General features: G+C 30.7%; 18 protein-coding genes. 16 read left to right on the forward strand and 2 right to left on the reverse strand.

Going from position 1 to position 26,612, the window contains the following annotated elements:
- Positions 1-141 precede the first annotated feature (141 nt).
- The 11 genes from CDLVIII_RS04165 (at position 142) to CDLVIII_RS04215 (ending at position 17,327) form a co-directional block, all read left to right on the forward strand.
- Positions 142-2,136 (forward strand): FAD-dependent oxidoreductase, encoded by a 1,995-nt coding sequence (locus tag CDLVIII_RS04165; protein ID WP_009168177.1) that lies wholly within the window; start codon positions 142-144, stop codon positions 2,134-2,136.
- A gap of 305 nt (positions 2,137-2,441) precedes the next feature.
- On the forward strand, positions 2,442-3,944 hold the full coding sequence (gene xylB, locus CDLVIII_RS04170; protein ID WP_009168178.1) for a xylulokinase: 1,503 nt from the start codon (positions 2,442-2,444) through the stop codon (positions 3,942-3,944).
- A gap of 185 nt (positions 3,945-4,129) precedes the next feature.
- Positions 4,130-5,278 (forward strand): ROK family transcriptional regulator, encoded by a 1,149-nt coding sequence (locus CDLVIII_RS04175; RefSeq protein ID WP_009168179.1) that lies wholly within the window; start codon positions 4,130-4,132, stop codon positions 5,276-5,278.
- Between the two features lie 199 nt (positions 5,279-5,477).
- A complete protein-coding gene (gene fsa, locus CDLVIII_RS04180; protein ID WP_009168180.1) occupies positions 5,478-6,125 on the forward strand; it encodes a fructose-6-phosphate aldolase in 648 nt (215 codons plus the stop codon).
- 65 nt (positions 6,126-6,190) lie between these two features.
- Positions 6,191-8,182, forward strand: a complete 1,992-nt coding sequence (gene tkt, locus CDLVIII_RS04185; RefSeq protein WP_009168181.1) for a transketolase — start codon at positions 6,191-6,193, stop codon at positions 8,180-8,182.
- A 211-nt stretch (positions 8,183-8,393) separates the two neighbouring features.
- A complete protein-coding gene (locus CDLVIII_RS04190) occupies positions 8,394-9,017 on the forward strand; it encodes a DUF4867 family protein (protein ID WP_009168182.1) in 624 nt (207 codons plus the stop codon).
- 70 nt (positions 9,018-9,087) lie between these two features.
- Positions 9,088-10,569, forward strand: a complete 1,482-nt coding sequence (locus tag CDLVIII_RS04195; protein WP_009168183.1) for an L-fucose/L-arabinose isomerase family protein — start codon at positions 9,088-9,090, stop codon at positions 10,567-10,569.
- A 307-nt stretch (positions 10,570-10,876) separates the two neighbouring features.
- On the forward strand, positions 10,877-12,274 hold the full coding sequence (gene rhaB, locus CDLVIII_RS04200) for a rhamnulokinase (RefSeq protein ID WP_009168184.1): 1,398 nt from the start codon (positions 10,877-10,879) through the stop codon (positions 12,272-12,274).
- A 109-nt stretch (positions 12,275-12,383) separates the two neighbouring features.
- A complete protein-coding gene (gene rhaA, locus CDLVIII_RS04205; protein ID WP_009168185.1) occupies positions 12,384-13,640 on the forward strand; it encodes an L-rhamnose isomerase in 1,257 nt (418 codons plus the stop codon).
- A gap of 353 nt (positions 13,641-13,993) precedes the next feature.
- Complete coding sequence (locus CDLVIII_RS04210) at positions 13,994-16,006, forward strand: methyl-accepting chemotaxis protein (protein WP_186005543.1); 2,013 nt, start codon at positions 13,994-13,996, stop codon at positions 16,004-16,006.
- A 58-nt stretch (positions 16,007-16,064) separates the two neighbouring features.
- Complete coding sequence (locus tag CDLVIII_RS04215) at positions 16,065-17,327, forward strand: ABC transporter substrate-binding protein (protein ID WP_009168187.1); 1,263 nt, start codon at positions 16,065-16,067, stop codon at positions 17,325-17,327.
- Positions 17,328-17,859: 532 nt separating this feature from the next.
- On the opposite strand, the gene CDLVIII_RS04220 is transcribed toward CDLVIII_RS04215, so the two are convergent.
- Positions 17,860-18,990: a glycoside hydrolase family 88 protein gene (locus tag CDLVIII_RS04220; RefSeq protein WP_009168188.1), complete on the reverse strand. Its 1,131-nt coding sequence runs from the start codon at positions 18,988-18,990 to the stop codon at positions 17,860-17,862.
- A 480-nt stretch (positions 18,991-19,470) separates the two neighbouring features.
- Here CDLVIII_RS04220 and CDLVIII_RS04225 point away from each other — a divergent pair, with 480 nt between their 5' ends.
- Both CDLVIII_RS04225 and CDLVIII_RS04230 read left to right on the forward strand, forming a co-directional pair.
- Complete coding sequence (locus CDLVIII_RS04225) at positions 19,471-20,310, forward strand: sugar phosphate isomerase/epimerase family protein (RefSeq protein WP_009168189.1); 840 nt, start codon at positions 19,471-19,473, stop codon at positions 20,308-20,310.
- 644 nt (positions 20,311-20,954) lie between these two features.
- Positions 20,955-22,496 carry an MFS transporter gene (locus CDLVIII_RS04230; protein WP_009168190.1) on the forward strand — a complete coding sequence of 514 codons (1,542 nt, stop codon included), beginning with the start codon at positions 20,955-20,957 and terminating at the stop codon, positions 22,494-22,496.
- A gap of 125 nt (positions 22,497-22,621) precedes the next feature.
- On the opposite strand, the gene rhaM is transcribed toward CDLVIII_RS04230, so the two are convergent.
- Positions 22,622-22,936 carry an L-rhamnose mutarotase gene (rhaM, locus tag CDLVIII_RS04235; protein ID WP_009168191.1) on the reverse strand — a complete coding sequence of 105 codons (315 nt, stop codon included), beginning with the start codon at positions 22,934-22,936 and terminating at the stop codon, positions 22,622-22,624.
- A gap of 224 nt (positions 22,937-23,160) precedes the next feature.
- On the opposite strand from rhaM, the gene CDLVIII_RS04240 reads away from it, so the two are divergent.
- The 3 genes from CDLVIII_RS04240 to fucO all read left to right on the forward strand — a co-directional run bounded on the left by CDLVIII_RS04240 (position 23,161) and on the right by fucO (position 26,588).
- Positions 23,161-23,919 carry a DeoR/GlpR family DNA-binding transcription regulator gene (locus CDLVIII_RS04240; RefSeq protein WP_009168192.1) on the forward strand — a complete coding sequence of 253 codons (759 nt, stop codon included), beginning with the start codon at positions 23,161-23,163 and terminating at the stop codon, positions 23,917-23,919.
- A gap of 463 nt (positions 23,920-24,382) precedes the next feature.
- On the forward strand, positions 24,383-25,201 hold the full coding sequence (gene rhaD, locus CDLVIII_RS04245; protein WP_009168193.1) for a rhamnulose-1-phosphate aldolase: 819 nt from the start codon (positions 24,383-24,385) through the stop codon (positions 25,199-25,201).
- A 235-nt stretch (positions 25,202-25,436) separates the two neighbouring features.
- A complete protein-coding gene (fucO, locus tag CDLVIII_RS04250) occupies positions 25,437-26,588 on the forward strand; it encodes a lactaldehyde reductase (protein ID WP_009168194.1) in 1,152 nt (383 codons plus the stop codon).
- The last annotated feature ends 24 nt before the right edge of the window (positions 26,589-26,612 follow it).

A 26,612-nucleotide genomic window follows, 5' to 3' on the forward strand; every position in this document is an offset into this window, starting at 1 on the left:
ATATGTTATGAAAAAACAAACATGTAAATATTGACGTATTTATTTTCAGAATATTATAATAATATTGGTGACAACATTATATTAGTAAGTATATGTTTGTTAAATGGTTAACGATTAAGTATTTATATTAGGAGGATATGTATGAATAAGTACAAAAAGCTATTTGAACCAGTTATGATTGGTAAATGTGAAATAAAAAACCGTTTTGCATTGGCCCCAATGGGACCACTTGGGCTAGCTGATAGTGAAGGCGGTTTTAATCAAAGAGGAATTGATTATTATACTGAAAGAGCAAAAGGTGGTACTGGCTTAATTATTACAGGGGTTACTTTTGTAGATAATGAAGTTGAGGAACATGGTATGCCAAATGTTCCATGTCCAACACACAATCCAGTACAATTTGTTAGAACAGGAAGAGAAATGACAGAAAGAATACATGCATATAATGCAAAGGTATTTTTACAAATGTCAGGTGGTTTTGGTAGAGTTACTATACCAACTAATCTTGGAGAATTTCCTCCAGTTGCGCCATCACCAATTCAACATAGATGGCTTGATAAGACTTGCCGTGAACTTAAAGTTGAAGAAATTAAAGCTATAGTTAAAAAGTTTGGAGAGGGAGCTTATAATGCAAAAAGAGCTGGTTTTGATGGAGTTCAAATTCATGCCGTTCATGAAGGATACCTTATAGACCAATTTGCTATTTCATTATTTAATCATAGAACTGATGAATATGGTGGAAGCTTAGAAAATAGACTTCGCTTTGCACGTGAAATAGTTGAAGAAATTAAAAATAGATGTGGAGAAGACTTCCCAGTAACTCTTAGATATTCTCCAAAGAGTTTTATAAAAGATTTAAGAGATGGAGCGCTTCCAGGTGAAGAATTTATTGAAAAGGGAAGAGATTTAGAAGAAGGAATTGAAGCAGCAAAGCTACTTGTATCATATGGATATGATTCATTAGATACAGATGTTGGATCTTATGATTCATGGTGGTGGAGTCATCCTCCAATGTATCAAGAAAAAGGATTATACAGACCATATGCTAAATTGATGAAAGAAACTGTAGATGTACCTATTATATGTGCAGGAAGAATGGATGATCCAGATATGGCACTTGAAGCTGTTGAGAATGGTACATGCGACATTATAAGTCTTGGAAGACCACTACTTGCAGACCCTGACTATGTAAATAAGTTAAGAAGCAATAGAAGTAAGTCTATTAGACCATGTATCTCATGCCAAGAAGGCTGTATGGGACGTGTACAACATTATTCATTGCTTAACTGTGCAGTAAATACTCAAGCATGTAAGGAAAAAGATAATGCTTTAACACCAGTGATTAAGAAGAAAAAAGTTTTAATAGTTGGTGGTGGAGTTGCAGGATGCGAAGCAGCAAGAGTTTTAGCACTTAGAGGTCATGAGCCAGTTCTTTATGAAAAGAATGATAAGCTAGGTGGAAATCTTATTCCAGGTGGAGCACCAGATTTTAAAGAAGATGATATTGCTTTAGCTGCTTGGTATGCTCATACATTAGAAGAATTAAAGGTTGAAGTACATTTAAATAGCGAAGTAACAAAGGAGCAAGTATTAAAATCCAATGCTGATGCTGTAATAATGGCTACTGGATCTACTCCAAAAGTATTTTCACTTGGAGATGATGATAAAGTATTTACAGCAGCAGAAGTACTGCTTGGAAAGAAGAAGCCTGGAAATAATACTGTTGTAGTTGGAGGCGGATTAGTTGGCTGTGAATTGGCGCTTGATCTTGCTAAAAAAGGTAAAAAGGTTACAATAGTAGAAGCATTGCATAAAATTCTTGCTTTAAATGGACCTTTATGCTCTGCAAACAGTGAAATGCTTGAAAAATTAGTACCGTTTAATGGTATTGAGGTTAAAGTAAATTCAAAGGTTAAAGCATATAAAGATGGAGCTCTAGAAATAGAAACAAAAGATGGAATAGAAAAGATTGAATGTGATTCAGTAATTCTTTCTGTAGGATATAAAGAAGAAAATTCTTTATATAAGGAATTAGAATTTGAAATTCCAGAAATTTATCTTTTAGGAGATGCACGTAAGGTTTCTAATATCATGTATGGTATCTGGGATGCATATGAGGTTGCAAATCATATATAATAAACTTAGTACATTATATATGACTTAATAAGTTCTATTATAAAAAAGTGTCGTATAGATTAATCTATATGGCACTTTTTATCTTGTTAAGTTAATCTTGATAATAGGGTATCAGCAAGGAAGATTGATGCTTAAAAATAATGTAATCAACTAAATGAAAAAGTTTACTAAAATATATTGACTAGTGCTAAAAAAGAGGATACAATTAACTTATTAAAATACATTTAAAAAGTTATTTAAAATCATAAGTAGAATGTTTTGTTTTTAAATAAAATAAGATATTAGTATAGGAATGGAGGTTTAATATGAGATATTTACTAGGCTTAGATATTGGAACATCAGGGACTAAAACAGCTTTGTTTAATGAAGAAGGGAAAACTATAAAAACTGCGACATATGGATATGATTTATTTCAACCACAAGTAGGGTGGGCTGAACAAAATCCTGAAGATTGGTGGCAGGCGTGTGTCAAAGGAATAAGGGATGTTATTGAAAAAAGTGGTGTACAAGCTTCTGACATTAAAGGTATTGGATTAAGCGGGCAGATGCATGGTCTTGTTCTAATGGATAAAGACTTTAAAGTAATTAGAAACTCCATAATCTGGTGTGATCAAAGAACAGAAAAAGAGTGCGAGTATATGACAGAGGTTATAGGAAAAGAGAGATTAATTAAAATAACAGGAAATCCAGCCTTAACTGGTTTTACTCTTTCAAAGCTTCTATGGGTCAGAAATAATGAGCCGGATAATTATGAAAAAATATATAAAATTCTTCTTCCAAAGGATTATATAAGATTTAAGTTGACAAATGTTTTTGCAACAGAGGTTTCAGATGCTAGCGGTATGCAAATGCTTGATATAAACACTAGAGACTGGAGCGAGGAATTACTTAATGATTTAAATATTGATAAGAATATATTAGCAGATGTTTATGAATCAGTTGTTGTCAGTGGACATGTTACTAAAGAGGTAGCAGAACTTACAAACTTAGCAATAGATACACCTGTTGTTGGTGGGGCTGGAGATCAAGCAGCTGGAGCAATTGGAAATGGAATAGTAAGTGAAGGAATAATATCAACAACAATAGGGACTTCAGGAGTGGTATTTGCAGCAACTGATACACCTAGGTTTGATGAAAAGGGAAGAGTTCATACTCTTTGCCATGCAGTACCTAATAAATGGCACGTAATGGGAGTTACTCAAGGTGCAGGTCTTTCATTAAATTGGTTTAAAAGAACATTTTGCGCAAAAGAGGTTGAAGAAAGCGAAAAATCAGGAATTGATATATATGATATATTAACTGAAAGAGCAGCACGATCTAAACCAGGATCTAATGGAATCGTTTATTTGCCTTATCTAATGGGAGAAAGAACACCTCATATAGATCCTAATGTTAAAGGAGCTTTTTTAGGAGTATCACTTATAAATAATCATGATGATTTTACACGTAGTATATTAGAAGGAGTTAGTTTTAGCTTGAAGAATTGCCTTGATATTATCGAGAATATGAATGTAGATATTAAGGAAATAAGAGTAAGCGGAGGCGGCGCAGAAAGCAGTATATGGAGACAAATATTAGCTGATATTTTTGGGTATTCATTAACTACAGTAAAAGCATCAGAAGGTGGAGCACTTGGTGTGGCAATTCTTGCAGGAGTTGGAGCTGGAATATATGATTCAGTTGAAGATGCTTGCAATAAAATTGTAAAGGGAAATGAAAAAGTAGAACCAAATCCAGAATTAAAAGAGTTGTATTCTAAGGTATATGAAACATATAATTCAGCTTATCCTAAAATTAAAGATATATAAGAATGAATTATGTTAGGCATCTAGCTTATAGTGTAATAGTACGTAGTTTACTAAATATTGATTTTAGACTAAAAAATTTATAATATCTATGGCTAGTTATCAATACTTTAATAAGAATAAGAATAATGTTATTATTTAAGAAAGCTACTATTATTCATAGATAGATGAGAGGAGCATTACAAAATTTGATAGAGGTAAATCATAGTAAAATAAAAGAAAGTAATAGAAAAAAAATAATAGCATTATTATTAGAAAAAAATGAGATTGCTAAATTGGATATTTCAAGAATATTGGATATAAGTATAACTACAGTCTCCACTAACATTAATGAACTAAAAAATGAAGGAATTGTAGAGGATGTGAGATCTTTAGAATCTACAGGAGGAAGAAAAGCAATTTCAATTAAATTAAATGAAAATTGTAGATATTCAATTGGAGTTGCATTAACCCCAAGTCATATTAAAATAACCTTAGTTAATTTGAAGAAAAAAATTATTGAAAATCTAAGAATAAGACATAAAAATAATGGGATAGAAAATATGATATCAATAATTAAGGAAAATATAGATTTGATTATGAAAAAATATGATTTGAATTCTGAAAATCTGCTTGGGGTTGGGTTTTCACTACCTGGAACTGTAGATTTTAATGAAGGAATAATAAAATATTCATATCTTCTTGAAGCCAAAGATTATAATTTGAAGGAAAAGTTTGAATATCTAAATGTGCCTATATATGTAGACAATGAGGCTAATCTGTCAGCATATTATGAATTTTTAAACAGGAAAGGCATGTTTGAAAATTTACTTTATGTGTCAATAACAGATGGATTAGGTCTTGGAATAATTATAAATAGAAAGATATATAGGGGGGAAAATAATTCTTCAGGAGAGTTTGGCCACATAAAGGTATCTATAGACGGAAAGAAATGCAAGTGTGGAGCTAAAGGATGTTTAGAAGCATATACATCAATGAATGCGTTGATAGATAGTTACAATGAAATATCTTTAGAGGATATTTCAGATATAGATGAATTTGAAGAATTATATATGAAAGATGATTTAGCAACTAAAGAGGTATTAGATAAATATTTAAAAATATTAGGAATTGGAATATCAAATTTAATCATGTTATTGGATCCTAATAGCATAATTATAGGTGGAGATATTAACAATTTATTGACAGATAAGATAGATATCTTGAAAAAAGTAGTATATAAGGATAATTTGTTCACAGATGAAAATAGTTGTAGCATTAGTGTGGCAAGCTTTAAGGAATCGTATTTGATGGGAGCAGCAATGCTGCCTATTGAAGAATTTTTAGAAATTAAATAATAGAGTGGTAGAAGCTGCTCTATTAATTTCAAAACTTATTAAATAAATTTTAAAAATATATTTTTAAAGTTTGAGTAATAAGCTTATAACAGGGAAACCTTAAATTTCTGATTGGAACTCCGGATTTAAGGTGAACCTTTTATATATGAAAGATTAACTGGTACTTTTTAACTAAATGCAAAGAGGAGATGTTAAGAGAATGAGATTTTTTTTAGACACAGCAAATGTAGAACATATAAAAGAAGCAAATGAAATGGGAGTAATAAGTGGAGTAACAACAAATCCATCGCTAATAGCAAAAGAAGGAAGAGATTTCAATGAAGTAATAAAGGAAATCACAGAAATAGTAGATGGACCAATAAGTGGAGAAGTAGTAAGTGAGGATGCAGCAGGAATGATAAAAGAAGGAAGAGAAATAGCTGCAATCCATAAAAATATGATAGTAAAAATACCAATGACAGCAGAAGGACTTAAAGCAACAAAGGTATTAGCAAGTGAAGGAATCAAAACAAATGTAACATTAATATTTTCAGCTACACAAGCCTTACTTGCAGCAAATGCAGGAGCAACATATGTAAGCCCATTCCTAGGAAGAGTAGATGATATATCAATGATAGGAATGGATTTAGTTAGAGATATAGCAGAAATATTTGCAGTACATGGAATAGAAACAGAAATAATAGCAGCAAGTGTAAGAAATCCAATTCATGTAATAGAAGCAGCAAAGGCAGGAGCAGATATAGCAACAGTACCTTATAACTTAGTAATGCAAATGATAAAACATCCATTAACAGATCAAGGACTTGAAAAGTTTAAGGCAGACTGGGCAGCAGCGTTTAACAGTTAACAGTTTAGGAGGAAAAGCTTGCAGCTTTTCTTGAAAATATATTTATATAAAAAGTGAGGTAAGAAATGAGTAGAGAATTAGATAAATTATCTATTAATGCAATAAGAGTATTATCAGCAGATGCTATAGAAAAATCAAAATCAGGACATCCGGGGTTACCACTTGGAGCTGCTACCATGGCATATACTTTGTGGACAAAGATGAATCATAATGGAAAGAATCCGAGTTGGGATAACAGAGATAGATTTGTATTATCTGCAGGACATGGTTCAATGCTTGAATATTCATTATTACACTTATTTGGATATGGACTTACAGTTGAAGATTTAAAGAACTTTAGACAAATAGGAAGTTTAACACCAGGACATCCAGAATACGGCCATACTAAAGGTGTTGAAATTACAACAGGACCACTTGGACAAGGTATATGTAATGCAGTGGGAATGGCTATTGCAGAAACACATTTAGCAGAAAAATTCAATAAGCCAGATTATAAGGTAGTTGACCATTATTCATATGCAATTGTTGGAGATGGATGTCTTATGGAAGGAATTTCAGGAGAAGCATCATCACTTGCTGGAACCTTAGGTCTTGGAAAATTAATCGTATTATACGATTCAAATAATATTTCAATTGAAGGAAATACAGATATAGCATTTAGAGAAGATGTAGGAAAGAGATACGAAGCTTATGGCTGGCAGGTATTAAAAGTAGCAGATGGAAATGATATTGATTCAATAGAAGCTGCAATAGAAGAAGCAAAAGCAGAAACAGCTAAACCATCAATTATAATAGTTAAAAACCAAATAGGTTTTGGATGCCCTGCAAAACAAGGTAAAGCTTCAGCTCATGGAGAACCTTTAGGTGCTGATAATGTAAAAGCTATGAAGGAAAACTTAGGCTGGAAGGCTGAGCCAGCATTTTATGTACCAGACGAAGTGTATACAAATATGAATGAGCACATAGAAAAAGGTATAGCTAAAGAAACAGCATGGAATAACTTATTTAAGGAATATGAGAAAGCTTATCCAGAACTAGCAAAGGAATATGGAATTTGGATGAGTGGAGAAATAGATAAGGAAAGTTTACTAAATAATGAAGAACTTTGGAGCTTTGATAAAGAAATGGCTACAAGACAATCTTCAGGAATAATGATAAATAGATTAGCTAAATTAATTCCAAACCTTATAGGAGGTTCAGCAGATTTAGCACCATCAAACAAGACTCATATGGATGGTCGTAGCGACTTCTCGGCAGAAGACAGAAGCGGTTCAAATCTTCATTTTGGAGTTAGAGAACATGCGATGGCAGCTATAACTAACGGTATGTATGCTCATGGCGGACTCAAGGTATTCTGTGCAACATTCTTTGTATTCAGTGATTACATGAAGGGTGCTATGAGATTATCAGCTCTTATGAAACTTCCAGTAACTTATGTATTAACTCACGATAGTATTGGAGTAGGAGAAGATGGACCAACTCATGAACCTATTGAACAGTTAGCAGCGCTTCGAAGTATGCCAAACATGACAGTATTTAGACCAGCTGACTCAAAAGAAACAGCAGCAGCTTGGTATTATGCTGTAACTAATGGAACTACACCAACATCATTAGTATTGACAAGACAAAACTTGCCGCTATATGATGGGTGTCCAAAGAGAGCCTTAAAGGGTGGATATATTCTTAAAGATTCTAAGAAAGAAACACCAGATGTACTATTAATGGCATCAGGTTCAGAAGTAGAATTAATCTTTAAGGCAGCAGAAGAACTCTCAGCTAAAGGAATCGATGCAAGAGTAATAAGCATGCCAAGTTTTGAGCTATTTGATGCTCAAGAGGAAAGCTATAAAGAGTCTGTAATGCCAAAAGCAGTAAGAGCAAGAGTTGCAGTAGAAGCCTTAACAAGCTTTGGATGGCATAAATATGTAGGACTTGATGGAGAAGTTATTTCTCTAGATACTTTTGGAGCTTCAGGTAAGGCAGAAGAATTATTTAAATTATTTGGCTTTACTGTAGAGAATGTGGTTGAAAGAACAATTAAAGTTGTTTCAAAATAATTAGTACTCAATCTATAAATATATTGAAACTCATCTGTAGTACTATAGCTAAAAAGATATGTATAAGAATTGTAGTGTAAAAAAGTGTGAAAAAATAAGAGTTGTATAAATGATAAAATATAAGAATTAGAGAGTTAGTTAAAGTATATTTATAGATTTTGTTATAAAATGTGTATTTAATATTGAATATATGTGAGAAGGGAAGATTAATATGGTTATTAAAAGTGTTACTGACAAAGCATTCAAAAAGTATGGACAAGTACTGAAGAATTATGATTGTACAGAAATAATCGAAAAAATGAAGAGTACACCATTACCAGATGATGTAATATATGAACCATCAATTGAAGAACTTGAGAAATTAAGCATTGCTAAAGAGTTACAAGATAGAGAATATGGTGAGCTGCCAATACAAATAGGATATTGTAATGGTAATAACTATATGTTAAACGCAGTTGAATATCATCGTTCATCAGAAATTAATATAGCAGTAAATGATCTTATCCTATTAATAGGCTCTCAGCAGGATATTGAAGACGATTACTCATATGACACAGCTAAGATTGAAGCTTTTAAGGTTCCAGCAGGAACTATAATTGAAGTATATGCAACTACACTTCACTATGCACCATGTAATGCAAATGAAGATGGATTCAGATGTGTTGTTGTTTTACCAAGAGATACTAATTTACCTTTAGAAAATGAAATTTCAAAATCAGGCGAAGATGCATTGCTATTTGCAAGAAATAAGTGGTTAATTGGACATAAAGATACTGACCTAGGCGAGCAAGGTGCATTTATAGGCTTAAAAGGAGAAAATATTTCGTTAAAATAATCAATTAGTGATATATAAAACAAAAATAAAGTTTTGAAATAAAAAATATATATAAATGGAGGAATTAAAAATGAATAATACACCAAAAGTAAAATTAGGAATTGTTGCTGTAAGTAGAGATTGTTTCCCAATGGAATTATCAAATAATAGAAGAAAGGCTGTAGTAGAATCTTATAAGAAAGTTTATGGAGATATCTATGAATGTCCAACAGCTATCGAAAATGAAAAACACATGCAAAAGGCATTAGCAGAAGTTAAAGAAGCTGGTGTAAATGCTCTTGTAGTATATCTTGGAAACTTCGGACCTGAAACTCCAGAAACTTTACTTGCTAAAGAATTTGATGGACCAGTTATGTTTGCAGCTGCTTCAGAAGAAACAGGAGATAACTTAGTTGGAGGACGTGGCGATGCATATTGTGGAATGCTTAATGCAAGCTATAATTTAGCTCTTCGTAATATAAAAGCATATATTCCAGAATATCCTGTTGGAACTGCAACAGAAGTTGCAGATATGATTGCTGAATTTGTACCAGTTGCAACAGCATTACTTGGTTTAAAGAATTTAAAGATTATTTCTTTTGGTCCAAGACCTCAAGATTTCTTAGCTTGTAATGCACCTATTAAGCAATTATATAACTTAGGTGTTGAAATAGAAGAAAATTCAGAACTTGATTTATATGCAGCATTTAATGCACATAAAGATGATTCAAGAATTCCAGAAGTAATGGCTAGCATGGAAGAAGAATTAGGTGAAGGAAATAAGATGCCTGGTATTTTACCAAAACTTGCTCAATATGAAATCACATTATTAGATTGGATGGAAGAGCACAAGGGTTCAAGAGAATTTGTTGTATTTGCAAATAAATGCTGGCCATCATTCCAAACACAATTTGGTTTCGTACCTTGCTATGTAAACAGCCGTTTAACAGCAAGAGGAATTGCAGTATCATGTGAAGTTGATATTTATGGAGCTTTAAGTGAATATATTGGAACTTGCGTAAGTCAAGATGTCGTAACATTACTTGATATTAACAATACAGTACCAGCTGATATGTATGAAGGAGAAATAAAGAGTAAATTTAATTATACATTAAAAGATACATTTATGGGATTCCACTGTGGTAATACAGCAGCTTGTAAATTAACAAAAGGTACTATGAAGAACCAAATGATTATGGCAAGAGCATTAGAACCAAATCAAGAGCCAAATATAACTAGAGGAACATTAGAAGGAGATATTGTACCAGGAGAAATTACTTTCTTTAGATTACAAAGTAATGCAGATGCAGAACTTACAGCTTATGTAGCAGAAGGAGAAGTTTTACCAGTTGCAACACGTTCTTTCGGTTCTATAGGAGTATTTGCAATACCTGAAATGGGAAGATTCTATCGTCATGTATTAATTGAAGGTAGATATCCACACCATGGAGCAGTTGCATTTGGACACTTTGGAAAAGCAATTTACAATTTATTCAGATATTTGGGTGTACAAGAAGTAGGATTCAATCAACCAAAAGGTATGTTATATAAAACAGAAAATCCATTCGAGTAATAGGTTGATATAATAAAGCAAATAAATAGAAAATACAGATTATAAAATAAAGGTCTGATTTCAATATTTAATTGGAATCAGACCTTTATTTATTTTTATCTAAAATCCCTTAAATATAGTGCTTTGTGATAGTTATAAAAACTAAAAGAGAGCAAAACTATTTTTGTTTTGAAAGATGATAAAAAAATAGATAAAGTTGCAAATAAGGATAATAAATTAAGCAAACCTAGATATTAAAAATGACTTTCGCAAGCAATATAATTTAAATATAGTTTAGATAAAATAATAAATAAATAGGAGGGAATGTATGGATTATTATTTAGCCATTGATATTGGGGCATCTAGCGGGAGACATATATTAGGTTCAATAGAAAATGGAAAGATAAATCTAGAAGAAGTATATAGATTTGAAAATGGAATAACTAAAGTAGGAAATGAATATTGCTGGAATATTGAGCAATTATTTAAGGATATAAAAAATGGAATTAAAAAATGCAAAGAGATAGGAAAAATTCCAAAGAGCATAGGAATAGATACCTGGGCAGTTGATTTTATTTTATTAGATGAAAACGATAAGATACTTGGAAACGCAGTTGCTTATAGAGATGACAGAACAGAAGGTATGATGAAAGAAGTCTTTAAGATTATTCCAAAGGATGATTTGTATTTGCATACAGGAATTCAGTTTCAAAGGTTTAATACAGTGTATCAACTACTTTCTATAAAGAAAAACAATCCGGAAATATTAGAAAAGGCAAAAACTTTTTTAATGATTCCAGACTATTTGAATTTCCTGCTTACAGGAAAGAAAGTTAATGAATATACTAATGCAACATCAACTCAACTAGTTAACTCTTTTGAAAGGACTTGGGACGAAGAAATCTTAGAAAAGCTTGAAATTAACAAAGAAATTTTCCAGGAAATAAAATTACCTAAAACAAGCTTAGGAAATTTAAGAGAAAAATTAGTTAATGAATTTGGATTTAATATGGAGGTAATACTTCCAGCAACTCATGATACGGGTTCAGCATTTATCTCATCTGTATGTAATGATAATGACAGCATTTATTTAAGTTCAGGAACATGGTCACTTATTGGTGTTGAAAATAGATTTCCAATTTGTGTGCCCCAGGCAATGGAGCATAACTTCACAAACGAAGGTGGAATAGATTATAGATATAGATTCTTAAAAAATATTATGGGACTCTGGGTCATTCAAGAAGTCAGAAGGAATACTCAAAACAAATATTCTTTTGCAGAGCTAGTTGATTTAGCAAGAAAACATTCAGAGTTTGCTTCAATAGTAAATGTTGATGATGGTAGATTCTTAAAACCAGAAAACATGATTGAGGAAATAAAAGCTTACTGCAAAGAGACAAATCAAAAAGTTCCAGAAGAAATAGGTGAAGTGGCACAGTGCGTGTTTAACAGCCTGGCTCATTGTTATAAAAAAGCTGTATACAGTCTTGAGGAGATATTTGAAAAGGAATTTAAGAGAATAAATATCTTTGGTGGCGGCTGTCAAAATGATTTGCTTAATGAATTAGTTGCTAAAGTCACAGGAAAAGAAGTACTGGCAGGCCCAGTAGAAGCTACAGCAATAGGAAACATTGTAGCTCAGCTTATAAGTAAAAATATTTTTAAAGACTTAGGAGAAGCAAGACAAGCTATCAAAGAATCATTTGATATTAAAGTATTTAAGTAAAACAAAAGTAAATTTATATATGCATATAAGTTTTATTAATATAAGTTACTCAAACAAACTAGTAAATGAAAATTTATAAAATTCTAATATAAAAACGGAGGAGTAAAAAATGAATATTAAAGAAAAATATGAATTAGCCAAAGAAGAATATGAAAAATGGGGAATTGATGTAGATAAGGTTTTAGAAGAACTTAATAAAGTTAAAATATCAATTCACTGCTGGCAGGGAGATGATGTTACAGGGTTTGAAGTAAGTCAAAATGAATTGTCAGGTGGTATTGCTGCAACTGGTAACTATCCAGGGAAGGCAAGAAATGCAGAAGAATTAAGAAAAGATTTAGAGAAAGCCTTAAGTTTAATTCCAGGAAAACATAAGATTAATCTTCATGCTATTTATGCAGAGACTGATGGAAAAGCAGTAGAAAGAGATGAACTAAAACCAGAACATTTTAAAAACTGGGTAGAATGGGCAAAGAAAAATGGATTAGGTCTTGATTTTAATCCAACAATATTCTCTCATCCAAAGGCTTCAGATGGTCTAACATTATCTCATCCGAGCAAAGAAATAAGGGACTTTTGGATAAGACACTGCATAGCTTCACGAAAGATTGGAGAATATTTTGGAAAAGAATTAGGGCAGACTTGTTTAACAAATATATGGATTCCAGATGGTTATAAGGATATTCCAAGCGATAGATTAGGACCAAGAAGAAGACTTAAAGAATCTTTAGATGAAATTTTAAAGGTAGAAGTAGATAAAAAATATAATTTAGATTGTGTTGAATCAAAGGTATTTGGCTTGGGTGCAGAAGCTTACACAGTAGGATCAAATGAATTTTATCTAAATTATGCAGCTAAAAATAACATAATGTCATTAATGGATACAGGACACTATCATCCAACAGAAGTTGTTTCAGATAAACTTTCAGCAATGTTATTATTTGATGAAAAGGTTGCTCTTCATGTAAGTAGACCAGTAAGATGGGATTCTGATCATGTTATAGTTTTAGATGATGAACTTAAAGAATTAGCTAAAGAGATAGTAAGAAACAATGCTTTAGATAGAGTAATTATTGGGCTTGATTTCTTTGATGCAAGCATAAACAGAATTGCAGCATGGACAATTGGAACAAGAAATATGATAAAAGCATTACTTAATGCAATGTTAATACCAAATGATAAATTAAGAGAACTACAGGATGCTGGAAACTTCACAGAAAGATTAGCTTTAATGGAAGAATTCAAAACTTATCCAATGGGTGATATTTGGAATTATTATTGTGAAAAGAACAATGTACCAGTTGCTGAAAACTGGCTTAAAGAAGTTAAAGCGTATGAAGAAAAGGTTCTATCTAAAAGAGCCTAGTAGATAAGCACAAAATGAATAAGAATTAGTTTTGAAAATAATATAGCATTTAACAATAGATATATTATTGGAAATAAAATATAGCGTTTAACACAATATAATAATTTTTAAAGTTAATAGACATATACTAGCTGCTCATGGTGGCTGACTAGTAAAATGCATTAAAGGTTAGATAAATTAAATATAAATTGGGCTTTGTCAAAATAAAATGAAATATTTTGGCAAAGTTTTTTTAGACAATGTTCATGGGATATTATTCTAATAATAGATTATTAAAGCATAATGCTAATTATAACCATGCTGATAATAAGGGTTATCATAATTTAATTAACTATAGTTTAGGGGGAATTTTAATGGATATAAAGCTTATGGCATTTAAAGAAGGGACGAATATAAAAAGGTCTTTAAAAGCTAAATTAATGGCTAGTTACATAGCAATAGCATTGGTATCAATAGTGCTGATTGCATCATTAACTTATGTTAATAATAGAAATATATTAACAAATAAAGTAGGAGAGTTATCTAAAGGTACAAGTGCACAGACTCAGTTAAACATAGATAATTATTTAGGTGAAATTGAAAATGCAACTTCTCTTATTTTTGCAAATGATAACATTTTAATATTTAATCCACTTGATAATAAAACAGATCAGTTTCAAAAAGAGCAAGTATCAAAAGAAATAAGTGATTATTTATTATCTATAAGTCTGATGCAGAATTTTACTGATTTTGCACTAGTCTATGAAGATGGAACTACAATTGGTAAAACATCTGAAACCATAACTAATATGCATGACATGAAAGCATTATATACGGATTTAAAAAATCAAGTAGGTGGTAATAAGAGTAAAGCAAATTGGTTTACGGGTAAAGATGGGAACTACAGTAAATTATATTATGCAAAGCAGGTAAATGATAAAACGATGATGTTAGCATCAATTTATACAAGTGAACTTGAGGGAATGCTTCAAAGGGAAGATGATAACAGTGGAATTGTATTATCACTAATAGATAGCCAGGGGATAGCCATATATTCAACTGATAAGAATAGAATTGGAGCTAAGGTAAATGATGACATAGCTAAAAGCATAGATGGAGTTAATTCTAAAGTGTTTGAATCAGGCAGCAATTTAATTACATTAAATACTTGTAGCAATGGATGGAGATTAATAGATGAAATTCCAAAAGGGTACATATTACATGAAATTCAAACTTCAGGAATACTTACAATAGTATTGACTATTGTGTGCATAATAATTTCAGGCATATTTGGATTATTCCTTGCAAGAAGAATAGCTAATCCAATTAACAATCTTGTAGTTAAGATGAAAGAAGCAGAAGAGGGAGACTTAACAGTAAAAGCAGATGTCTTTGGAGAAGATGAAATTGGAATGCTCAGCAAGAGTTTCAATTCAATGATTGGTTCTATAAGAAATTTAATTGAAGAAACTAGAAGTGTTTCTGAAATCGTTGTAAGAGAAGCTAAGGACTTAAAGGAAATATCAAGACAAACTTCTGAAATAGCAGAAGGGGTATCCAAGGCAATGGAAGGTATTGCAGAAGGTACTGTGGAACAATCCAATGAATTAGATGCAACATTAGGGATAATGGAAAACTTAGCGAGCAGTATTAATAATATAATATCTAATGTTTCAAATGTGACAATTATATCTAATGAAACTAAAAAGGTTGGAGATGAATCATTAAATATAGTTAAGGGGTTAGAGGTTAAAACTAAAAATAGTAATGAGGTAATGGGAGAAATAACATCAAATATCGAAGTATTAACTGAGAGCATAAAGGAAATCGAAAAAGTAATTGAAATGATACAAGGAATAAGTGAAGAAACTAACCTTTTATCACTGAACGCAAGTATTGAAGCTGCGCGTGCAGGAGAAAGTGGAAAAGGATTTGCAGTAGTTGCTGAAGAAGTAAAGAAACTTGCAGAAGAATCAAGGAAATCAACAGAGAGCATAAGTAAAGTAATTAAAGATGTATATTCAAAAGCAAGCACTACTAAAAATCTCATAGATACTTCTAGAGAAGTATTTAAGGAGCAAAGTGAAGCTGTAACTTTTGCTAATAATTCGTTTATCAATATAATAAATTCAACTGAAAAGATAACTGGTGAGATAGGAAATATAGAAAGTTTAATGAATAAAATAAATCATCAAAAAGATAAAACTTTAGAATCAACAAATAGTATAAAATACATTACTGAAAATTCATCTGCTAATACAGAAGAAGTTTTGGCGGCAACAGAAGAACAGACAGCTAGTGCTGAAAACTTGGAAGAGCGTTCAATGAAATTAAGTGAAACTGTGAAAAAATTAGAAGACAGCTTAAGTATATTTAAGACAAATTAATCTTGCATTTTGGACGCAAGGATTATAAAAAATTAGATGTTTTTAGGAGGAAGTTGTAATGTATAAAAGAATTGTAGCAATATTAATGTGTTGTTTCACATCATTAAGTATATATGGATGTCAATCAAATAATAATAAAGATAAGTCAGACGATAGTGTAACCATAAGATTTTCATGGTGGGGTGGAGAGAGCAGGCACGATAAAACTATGGAAGTTATACAAAAATTTGAAGAAAAATACCCAAATATTAAGGTAAAGCCAGAGTTTGCGGAATGGACAGGTTTCAATAAAAAAATGAGCATGAACATAGCCGGAAATGAAGAGCCAGATCTTATGCAAATAAATTATGACTGGCTTGAAGCATATTCTAAAGATGGATCAGGATTCTATGATTTGAATTCAGTTTCAGACGTTCTAAAATTAGATAATTATTCTAAAGAGATATTAAAATATGGTACTAAAAATAATGTGTTAAATGGCATTTCAATTTCTATGAATAAGCAGGTTTTTTATTACAATGAAGATTTAGCTAAAAAATATGGAATTGAGAAATTTAATACTTGGGACGAGCTTTTAAATAGCAGAAGTAAAATTTCAGATGAAAATGAATATCCATTAGAACTAGATGATGTTAGTGCATGGGCTCTACCTACAGCTTATGTTCAGGAGAAGACTGGAAAAGACTTTATTAAGGATGATGGAACTCTTGGATTTAATGAAGAGGACTTGAAAGATCTATTAACATTTTATAAAACTCTTGTAGATAACAAGGTAATCCCAGCTACCCTTCACAAAGGCGCCAATGATTTAAGTGATAATAAATCTGTCGCAGGTTTTTCATGGACCTCAGATGCGACTAAAATTGAAGGACTAATGAAGAAAAACAATAAAGGAGCTGGATTTAGTAAATTGCCATCTGTTGATGGAAAAACAAGTCTAAGTTATGTAAAACCATCAATGTTATATGCTATAAGTAAAAACACAGAGCATCCAAAAGAAGCTGCTTTATTATTGAATTTCATATTAAATGATGAAGATGCAGCTAAAGTTTTAGGTTTCGATAGAGGGGTACCATCAAGCAGTACAGCTATTAAAGCTTTAGAAGTAGATAATAAACTGTCAGGACTGCAATATGAAGCCAATAAAGAAGATAGTAGTGTAAAAGAAATATTGATAAGCCCATACTATGAAAATACATTAATTCAAAGTGTATGTATAGATGCTCTAAATAAAGTCGGTTATGGCAAAGCCAGTCCGGATCAATGTGCTAAAGAAACATATGATAATCTGAATAGAACACTGGATAGTATTAGAAAATAATATAGACTCTTAAACTTATTCAGTAGCTAACCGAAATCAAATACATTTGTATTTCGCAGGACTATGAAAATTACGCTGAAAGTACTAAGAGGTAGGTTGCACCCACTTTAGCTTGCTCCAATCATTCAATTGGACAAGCTAAAGTGGAACAACCTACCTCTAAGTGCTTTTAACATCGAAATTTTTAAATGCCTGCTGCACACAAATGTATTTGATTTCTGGTGTAGATATGAACTCAAAGTTTAGTCAATATGGAAGTATATTTTATAAGGGTAAGTTTAGGTACAATCAAAAAACAATAGATCAGTATACTTGTCTATTTTGTACCATACTGCGTCAGTAGATTCCGCTAATGGTTTAACTACGAACTGAATTTGATTCCTCGTTTGGCATTAAATATTCGGCGTGTATTTTGTCTATTATTTATTTTTATGTGCCTTAACGGTAGGTGGATAGCTATATGAAATAAAAGAAACCTCATTCTCTCTTTATGTCTAGAGAATGAGGTTTTTGAATAATTAGTAATTAAAAACTAACAATCTACATGGTTAAGAGCTTCAACGAGAGCCATGATAGTTAGTGATTGGCCATAAGCCATAGGAGCTATAATAATATTTTTGTAATGTTCTTTATTATAGCCCATTCCTGTACCGCCAGATACATTTAGTACAGTACCATCTTTAGCTATGTTGTTACAGATTGCTTCTATAGCTTTTTTACCAACTGGTTTAAAGGAATCATCTAGTATTCCAAGTCTTATTCCTGTTAATATACCGGCAGCTATTGCAGCAGAACCAGAAACTTCTTCATAACTAGTAGGATCATCAATGACTGTATGCCATAGTCCTGATTTTGATTGATATTTAGCTAATGCATTTACTTGAGCTTTGAAGGTATCAACTAGGAATTTCTTTAATCCAGGATTCATTTCACCATCAAACATATCAATATAATCTAGGATGCCAAATGTAAACCATGAATTACCCCTGCACCAGAAAATTTCACCGAAGTTGCTGTTTTCGTTAAAGCTCCATCCATGGAAGAACAAGCCAGATTTTTTATCATACAGATATTTTATATGAATAAGTACTTGGTGAATTGATTCATCAATCCAATCCTGCCTATTATATTTTTGTCCCATTTTATTTAAGAATAAAACGGTCATAAATAAGGTATCGATCCACATTTCACTTTCATTTAATCTAACACCTTGTCTGTCTCCGTTTGCGCTAGTAACATGCTGGAAACCGCCTTCTTTAGTTCTTGGGAGACAATCAATAAGCCAGTCAGCCCATTTCAAGCAAAGGTTTTCAAATTCCTTATTAGGGCTTGTTTCTAATAAATTTATTAGAGTTAATAAAGGTGCTGTTGTATTAATATTTTTGGATGGTAAGCCATTATCTATATTTGTTTTATACCAATTATTTAAAAAGTCTAAATACTTTTTACTTTTATCATGTTTATCTAACTTTAACAATCCATATAATCCAACGCCTTGCGGCCAATCCCATTCTTGAATTCCAAAGTCTCTTGGAAACATTCCAATAGCTTCTCCGCCATCTTTAGTTAATTTTTCTTCATCGGCTGGACGATCTAAGTTTATGAGTTTATCAACTACTAAATCAAGCTTTGCACGAATTTCTTTTTCTGTTAATTTCATCATATATCACCTCATATATTTTATTGCTAGAAAGTATTATGGAATATTCTTTCTATTTTATATTCTAATAGTAATTATTATAAAATCGAGAATATAATATCAATCAATAAATAACTGATTGAATAAATATAGCTTTAATGTAAATGTATAAGTTTGCAATCATTAGTATGATTTATAAATTTATTATAGAATTAAGATTATTTTTGATCTCAATATAAATTATACATCAGAAAACAAAATAAATCTACATAAAACAAAAATACAAAGAAGAAAATATCAGTAAAATATCAATGATATATTTAAAGGATGTTAATAATAAGACAACTGCAATCATTGTAAAATGGGTAATGATCTGATTAAATGCGCGGGTATGAATGCATTTTGATTTATGTTGATTTTAAAAAGAATCACACAAAAAACTGTTGAGTTTTGATTGAACGAGTTATATAATTAAAATTATCATTTATGGAAAGGAAGAATATTATGAGAATTGGAATTAGAGGACATGATATTGGAAACTATAGACTAGATCAAATAGGACAAATAATGAATGATAAAAAGCTTAAAAGTGTACAATTTGTCCCAAAGAAAATAATATCAGAGTTTGAGGTTACAAAAGGAAGTATGACACCAGGAATGGCTCAATATATTAATGAAACATTTCAAAAGTATGGAATTAATATAAGTATACTTGGATGTTATATTAACTTAGCAAATCCAGATGACAAAGAACTTAATGAATTATTAGACATGTTTAAGGAACATATACGCTTTGCAAAATACCTGGGCTGCAATATTGTGGGTACTGAGACAGGAGCTTTAAATAGAGAATATATTTATACAGAAAAAAATAATACAGAAGAAGCTTTTCAAAGATCATTAAATTCAATAAAAGCTCTTGTAGAGGAAGCTGAGAAATTTGGGGTTTCAGTTGGGATAGAGGGAGTTACAAAACATGTGATGAACACTCCAGAGAGATTAAAGAGGGCACTAGATAGTGTTAAATCAAATAATCTGCAAGTGATTTTTGATCCTATTAACTTTATAGATGAAAGTAATTATGAAAGACAAGATGAAATAATAAAAAGATCATTTGAATTGTTTGGTGAAAAAATATCAATAATACATGCAAAGGATTTTGTTTATAAAGATGGAAAGGTGCAGCAGGTTTCAATAGGAAAAGGACAATTTAATTATCCGCTGTTATTATCCTTAGTCAAAAAAAGAAAGCCTTATATAGATATAATACTTGAAGATACAATACCGGAAGATTTGGATTCAAGTATAAAATATATTGAGGAAGTTTATAACAGCTTATTATAAATTTATTTATATGTAGGGTTAGATTTGATTTTAATATATATACAAAGAGTTTGGCGTAAATAAAAGAGGCGTAGGGAAATCCTAGGCTTCTTTTATTTTATATTAAAAGAATTAAAAATATATAATGAATGAATAAAAATGAATTGTAGTAAATGTTAAAAACAAAAGTATGACTAAAAAATAAGTCCTAAATGATTGGAAAAAGATTATTCAAATATGATTTTAAAGATAAAACTAACATAAACAAATAAAAACAAAAGAAAATACAAGAAAATATATTGACTTTGTGTTGGAATCAAAGTAATATATAAATATAGAGGATGTAAATGTTTTAAGTAACCGATAACAAATTTAGGATACTCGGGGGGAATAGCTATGGTAGATAGAACTCTATAGAGAAAAAACAAATATATTGAAAGAATTAATTACATTTGATAATTCCATCAAGGTGTACAAGTTAAGTTAAATTTATGAAAAATAAAGAGCTCATATCAAATAAGGTTATTTATGATTTATAACAGAGTAATCAGATATTAAATTTATTATAGTATGGTGAATTTTAATCTTGTTTTTTATATTATAAAAACGTTAACACTTAAATACTATGTAAAAAATAAAATTTATAATATATTTTAGGAGGAAATATGAGTAAGAAAGATGGAAAAATAAGATTTATAAATTATTTTTCTTATGGAATGAATGATTTCATAGGAGCAGGAGCATTTGCATTAACAAGTGCATGGTTATTATATTTTTATACAACTTTTTGCGGATTAACACCAATTCAAGCGAGTTCAATATTTGCGTTGGCCCGTATAGTAGATGCAGTAGCAAGTCCGACAATGGGATTTATAACAGACAACTTCCACAAAACTGCACTTGGAAGAAAGTTTGGAAGAAGAAAATTCTTTTTACTAGCAGCAATACCTTTAATAATTGTATATTCAGCTATTTGGGTTAGTGGTTTCTCTTATGTTTATTATGTTGCGACTTATATAGCATTTGAAATCGTCTATACGATGGTACTTATACCTTATGATACTTTGGCAGCAGAAATGACATCAGATTTTAAAGTTCGTGCGAAACTTACTAGTGCGAGAATGTATATTGCTCAATTTTCAGCTTTTCTAGCTGCATTTTTACCAGGAAGACTTATAAATGCATTAGGAAAAGAATCTCCACAATCATTTTTGATTGCTGGTGGAATTTTTACTGTAATATTTATATGTGTTTTAATTCTTGTATACACATTCACTTGGGAAAGGTCTTTAGAAGAAATAGAAATATTAGAAGGAAGACATTCAAAGGAAAAATTATCATTTGGGCAAAATGTAATGAAAATTTACATAGATTTAATTACAACTCTTAAAATTAAAACTTTTAGAGCTCATTTAGGAATGTACATTGGAGGGTATTTAGCACAGGATACATTTAATGCAGTTTTTACTTATTTTATAGTATTTGCATTATTTAAGGGGGCTATTGTAGCATCAAACTTATTAGCATTAATGTATATATTCCAAATAGCGGGAGTTGGTATAGCAACTTATTGCACATTGAAATTAAGTCCTGGTGGGGCATTTAGAGTTGTATCACTAATATTCTTTGTAAGTATTATAGGATATTTAATAGTATATAAAACAGTTCCTGACAGTCTTGTTGCATTATATATTGTATCAGCTGTGGCTGGACTTGGAAGAGGTGGAATAAACTTTGTTCCTTGGAATAACTATACTTTTGTTCCTGATGTAGATGAAATAGTGTCTGCTGATAGAAGAGAAGGTGTATTTGCTGGATTTATGAGTCTTTTACGTAAAGCTTCACAAGCACTTGCTGTTTTCTTAGTTGGAGTTGTATTACAAGAATTCAACTTTAAATCTGGATCAACAACAGCACAACCTCCAGAAGCATTAACAGCTATGGCGGTTATATTAATAGCAGCACCAGCAATACTACTTATATATGGTATAATATCATCATATAAATTCAAAGTATCTCATAAAACACATGAAATACTTAAGAAAGAAATTGCAAGATTAAAAGATGGTGGATTAAAAGAGGATGTAGATTCAGAAACTCGTGAAACAGTTGAGGAATTAACAGGATTAAATTACGAGAATGTATGGGGAAATAACAAGGTAGGTTATAGAAACTGGAGAAGATATAAAGAAAATCAAAAAGCTTAAATATATAGAATTATATAATATAGCAAGAAAATAGCCTGCACCAAGAAGTGTAGGCTATTTTCTTTCTGTATATTTTAAAATTGCAATTAAAGTCACTTTTGTTTATGAAAGTAAAACTTTAATAATTACTTTAAATTAAATACCTTAGATAATTCTATAGATACAGGACTGTTATCTGGATTAGTTTCCATTATATCTTTCATAAATTCCCACCATTTTTTGCAGGCTTCTGTTTCTGCAATTTGATCCCATAATTCTTCACTTTCCATTTCTACATAAGAAAATAAGTAATTGGTCTCTTTATCATGAAATATTAGATATGTCGAGGCTCCATGAGATTTTAATTCCTTTACAAGTTCTGGCCAGATTTCATTATGTCGTTTTTCATATTCTTTTTCCTTACCTTCAAATAATTTCATTTTAAAAGCTTTTTGTATCATAGCTATTCTCCTTCGAAAATAATAATATATGTACATTATATAGCTCTTCTTAAAAAATGGTCAATAATTAATTTTGATTTATATTGTATTATCTGTGTTGATTTGGTATATTGGATATAAATTAATTAAGTATCAAATAATAAATATGTAATTTTAATTATTTGAAATATGATTTAAAATATAAATGTATGGAAGTTGTGAAATGAATAGAAGGAGGAAATAGAATGTTACCTAGAGAAAGGTTAGAAATAATAAAAGCAATAGCATTAAAAGAAAAAAAGGTATATGTATCGAAGTTAAGTGAAAAGTTTGATGTGACAGAGGAAACTATAAGAAGAGATTTAGAAAAGTTAGAATTACAAGGCATAGTAACTAGAAGCTATGGTGGTGCAATATTAAATGCGGAAAAAACAAATGAAGACATACCTTTTTATAAAAGATCAAAAACTAACATAGAAAGCAAGCAATATATAGCAGCAAAAGCTGTAGAATTTATCAAAGAAGGTAGTACAATAGTTGCTGATTGCAGTTCAACAGTTCTTGAAACCTTAAAGATGATTAAAAACAGAAATGATGTAACAGTCATAACAAATTCTATTGAGGTGCTTCAAGAATTAAATCAATCGGATTTAAATATTATATCAACTGGTGGCAGTGTAATACAACGTTCTTTATCATTGCAAGGTCCTATAACACAAAATACTATAAGAAAATATAACGTTGATATAGCACTTGTAAGCTGTAAAGGTATAGACCTTGAAAAAGGAATACTTGATTCAAATGAGGCAGAGGCAGAAATTAAGAGAACTATGATCAAACAATCTAATAAAGTAATATTATTAGTTGACCATTCTAAATATGATAAAACATCATTTGTAAAGCTTTTTGATTATGAAAATATAGATTATATAATTACAGATGAGGAACTAAAAGAGGAATGGATAAATTTATTGCATTCATATAATATTGAAGTTGTATTTTAATTAAAAACCTAGTGTAGAAAATGATCAGCTGTAAATTGTAAAAAATGATTTACAGCTGATCATTTTTTAAAAAATAAAGTCATATATCTGGATTGAACTAGAATAATCACATTTATATTAAAAACATAAATACAAACTTAATAATAATGTTGAGTTGAAAAAGACATGCAAATAAAAACAAAGAAAAACAACAAAAAACAATTGTGTTTGACTAAAAAATGAAGTATAATTAAAGAAGTTAGAGGGGATATATCTATTTGTTATTTGAGATAGATATAGCGCTCATATCTATAAATAAAGGTTACGCGCATTTATCATCACACAATAACTTATAATTTTTACAGAATTAATAAGTTTATTTGGAAAATTGAGAGTAATGAGAGAAATTCAAATGGAATTATCAGAATAAAGATTTAAAGCAAAAATCTAAAAATCAATTATAAATATGAAAGTAGGAGAAAGCATGGCAATAGAAGATATGAAATTTATAGAGAACTTTAAAAAAATCACCAATGATGCTTGGCTAAAAGGTTGGCATGAAAGAAATGGTGGAAACATAACTTATAGATTAACAGAAGATGAAGTAGTAGCAATTGGTGGATTTATTAATGAAGATTCAAAGTATACTCCAATTGGTGTAACTGTTAAAAATCTTGCTAATGAATATTTTTTAGTAACTGGAAGTGGAAAATTCATAAGAAACATGGAAATTTCATTAGAAGAAAATGCGGGAATAATTAAAATAGATGAAAAGGGAGAAAACTATAAAATAGTTTGGGGACTAAAGAATGAAGCGAAACCAACAAGTGAATTAGATTCACATTTAATGAGTCATTCTATAAAGGTAGAAAAAACAAATGGGGCTCACAGAGTTATAATGCATTCTCATACAACTAATGTAATAGCATTAACATTTGTATTACCATTAGATGGAGTAGTATTTACTAGAGAGCTTTGGGAAATGGCAACAGAATGTCCAGTAGTATTTCCAAGTGGAATTGGAGTAGTTCCTTGGATGGTTCCAGGTGGAGCTGCTATTGCAGAAGTTACAGGTGAGCTAATGAAGAGACATGATGTTGTTATTTGGGCACATCATGGAATGTTCTGCTCAGGAGAAACATTAGATTTAACTTTTGGACTTATGGACACAGTTGAAAAGTCAGCTGAAATTTTAGTTAAAGTATTATCTATGGGTGGAAAAAAGCAAACTATAACTTCTCAAAACTTTAGAGATTTAGCAAAGGATTTTAATGTTACTATCTCAGAAGATTATTTAGGTTAATAGAGTTATTTGAGGCTAAGCTATGAAAAAATTTTTGGTATGAGCCTACTTCTCCGTATTCAGCAATAGCCTTAGATAACTTGTTAATATATTATAATATAAAAAAATTACCCTTGAGAATTCTCAAGGGTAATAAAAAAATCTTCAATTAATAAATATATTTGGATAAATTTTTTTTGTACGAACAGTTAATTATTTAACAATAAATTAAATATAAAAAGGGAGATTGATTTTTATGTCAAACAGAATGGTTTTAAATGAGACAAGCTATATAGGCGCAGGTGTTATTGAAAACATTATCACAGAAGCTAAAATAAGAAGGTATAAAAAGGCATTAGTTGTAACAGATAAAGATTTAATTAAATTTAATGTAGCTACTAAAGTAACAGATTTATTAAAAGCAAATAATTTGGATTTTGAAATATTTGATGAAGTAAAAGCTAATCCAACTATAAATGTAGTTTTAGCAGGTATAGATAAATTTAAAGCAGCTGGTGCAGATTATTTAATTGCAATAGGTGGAGGATCATCAATTGATACAGCGAAGGCTATTGGAATAATCATTAATAATCCTGAATTTTCAGATGTGAGAAGTCTTGAAGGAGCAGTAGAGACAAAAAATAAATGTGTTGATATTATAGCAGTTCCAACAACAGCAGGAACAGCAGCAGAAGTTACAATTAATTATGTAATAACTGATGAAGAAAAGAAACGTAAATTTGTATGTGTTGATCCACATGATATTCCAGTTATAGCAGTTGTTGATTCGGAAATGATGTCATCAATGCCAAAAGGATTAACAGCGGCAACAGGCATGGATGCATTAACTCATGCAATTGAAGGATATATTACAAAGGGAGCTTGGGAATTGACCGATGCACTACATTTAAAAGCTATTGAAATTATTTCACGTTCACTTAGAAGTGCAGTAAACAATGAACCAAAGGGAAGAGAAGATATGGCTGTTGGACAATATGTTGCGGGTATGGGTTTTAGTAATGTAGGTCTTGGTATAGTTCATGGAATGGCGCATCCACTTGGAGCATTTTACGATACTCCACATGGAATTGCTAATGCAGTAATTTTACCATATGTTATGGAATACAATGCACAAGCAACTGGCGAAAAATATAGAGAAATTGCTAGAGCAATGGGAGTTCAAGGTGTAGACAATATGTCTCAGGATGAATACAGAAAAGCAGCTATTGATGCGGTTAAAAAACTTTCAGAGGATGTTAGAATACCTAAGACATTAAAGGAAATTGGCGTAAAGGAAGAAGATTTAAAGGCGCTTGCAGAATCAGCTATGGCAGATGCATGTACTCCAGGTAATCCAAGGGATACAAATGTATCAGAGATTTTAGAAATATATAAATCAATATATTAAAATAAGAGTAATTTAAATTTATAA

The organism is Clostridium sp. DL-VIII, from assembly GCF_000230835.1.
In the GTDB taxonomy this organism is placed as follows: Bacteria; Bacillota; Clostridia; order Clostridiales; family Clostridiaceae; genus Clostridium.

Bases quoted from the DNA above. Each gene is read 5' to 3' on its own strand.
- CDLVIII_RS04225 (WP_009168189.1), top strand. From the start codon at position 19,471: ATGAGAATTGGAATTAGAGGACATGATATTGGAAACTATAGACTAGAT.
- rhaD (WP_009168193.1), top strand. From the start codon at position 24,383: ATGGCAATAGAAGATATGAAATTTATAGAGAACTTTAAAAAAATCACC.
- fucO (WP_009168194.1), top strand. From the start codon at position 25,437: ATGTCAAACAGAATGGTTTTAAATGAGACAAGCTATATAGGCGCAGGT.
- CDLVIII_RS04215 (WP_009168187.1), top strand. From the start codon at position 16,065: ATGTATAAAAGAATTGTAGCAATATTAATGTGTTGTTTCACATCATTA.
- CDLVIII_RS04210 (WP_186005543.1), top strand. From the start codon at position 13,994: ATGGATATAAAGCTTATGGCATTTAAAGAAGGGACGAATATAAAAAGG.
- rhaA (WP_009168185.1), top strand. From the start codon at position 12,384: ATGAATATTAAAGAAAAATATGAATTAGCCAAAGAAGAATATGAAAAA.
- CDLVIII_RS04165 (WP_009168177.1), top strand. From the start codon at position 142: ATGAATAAGTACAAAAAGCTATTTGAACCAGTTATGATTGGTAAATGT.
- CDLVIII_RS04190 (WP_009168182.1), top strand. From the start codon at position 8,394: ATGGTTATTAAAAGTGTTACTGACAAAGCATTCAAAAAGTATGGACAA.
- rhaB (WP_009168184.1), top strand. From the start codon at position 10,877: ATGGATTATTATTTAGCCATTGATATTGGGGCATCTAGCGGGAGACAT.
- xylB (WP_009168178.1), top strand. From the start codon at position 2,442: ATGAGATATTTACTAGGCTTAGATATTGGAACATCAGGGACTAAAACA.
- CDLVIII_RS04230 (WP_009168190.1), top strand. From the start codon at position 20,955: ATGAGTAAGAAAGATGGAAAAATAAGATTTATAAATTATTTTTCTTAT.
- tkt (WP_009168181.1), top strand. From the start codon at position 6,191: ATGAGTAGAGAATTAGATAAATTATCTATTAATGCAATAAGAGTATTA.
- CDLVIII_RS04220 (WP_009168188.1), bottom strand. From the start codon at position 18,990: ATGATGAAATTAACAGAAAAAGAAATTCGTGCAAAGCTTGATTTAGTA.
- fsa (WP_009168180.1), top strand. From the start codon at position 5,478: ATGAGATTTTTTTTAGACACAGCAAATGTAGAACATATAAAAGAAGCA.
- CDLVIII_RS04195 (WP_009168183.1), top strand. From the start codon at position 9,088: ATGAATAATACACCAAAAGTAAAATTAGGAATTGTTGCTGTAAGTAGA.
- CDLVIII_RS04240 (WP_009168192.1), top strand. From the start codon at position 23,161: ATGTTACCTAGAGAAAGGTTAGAAATAATAAAAGCAATAGCATTAAAA.
- rhaM (WP_009168191.1), bottom strand. From the start codon at position 22,936: ATGATACAAAAAGCTTTTAAAATGAAATTATTTGAAGGTAAGGAAAAA.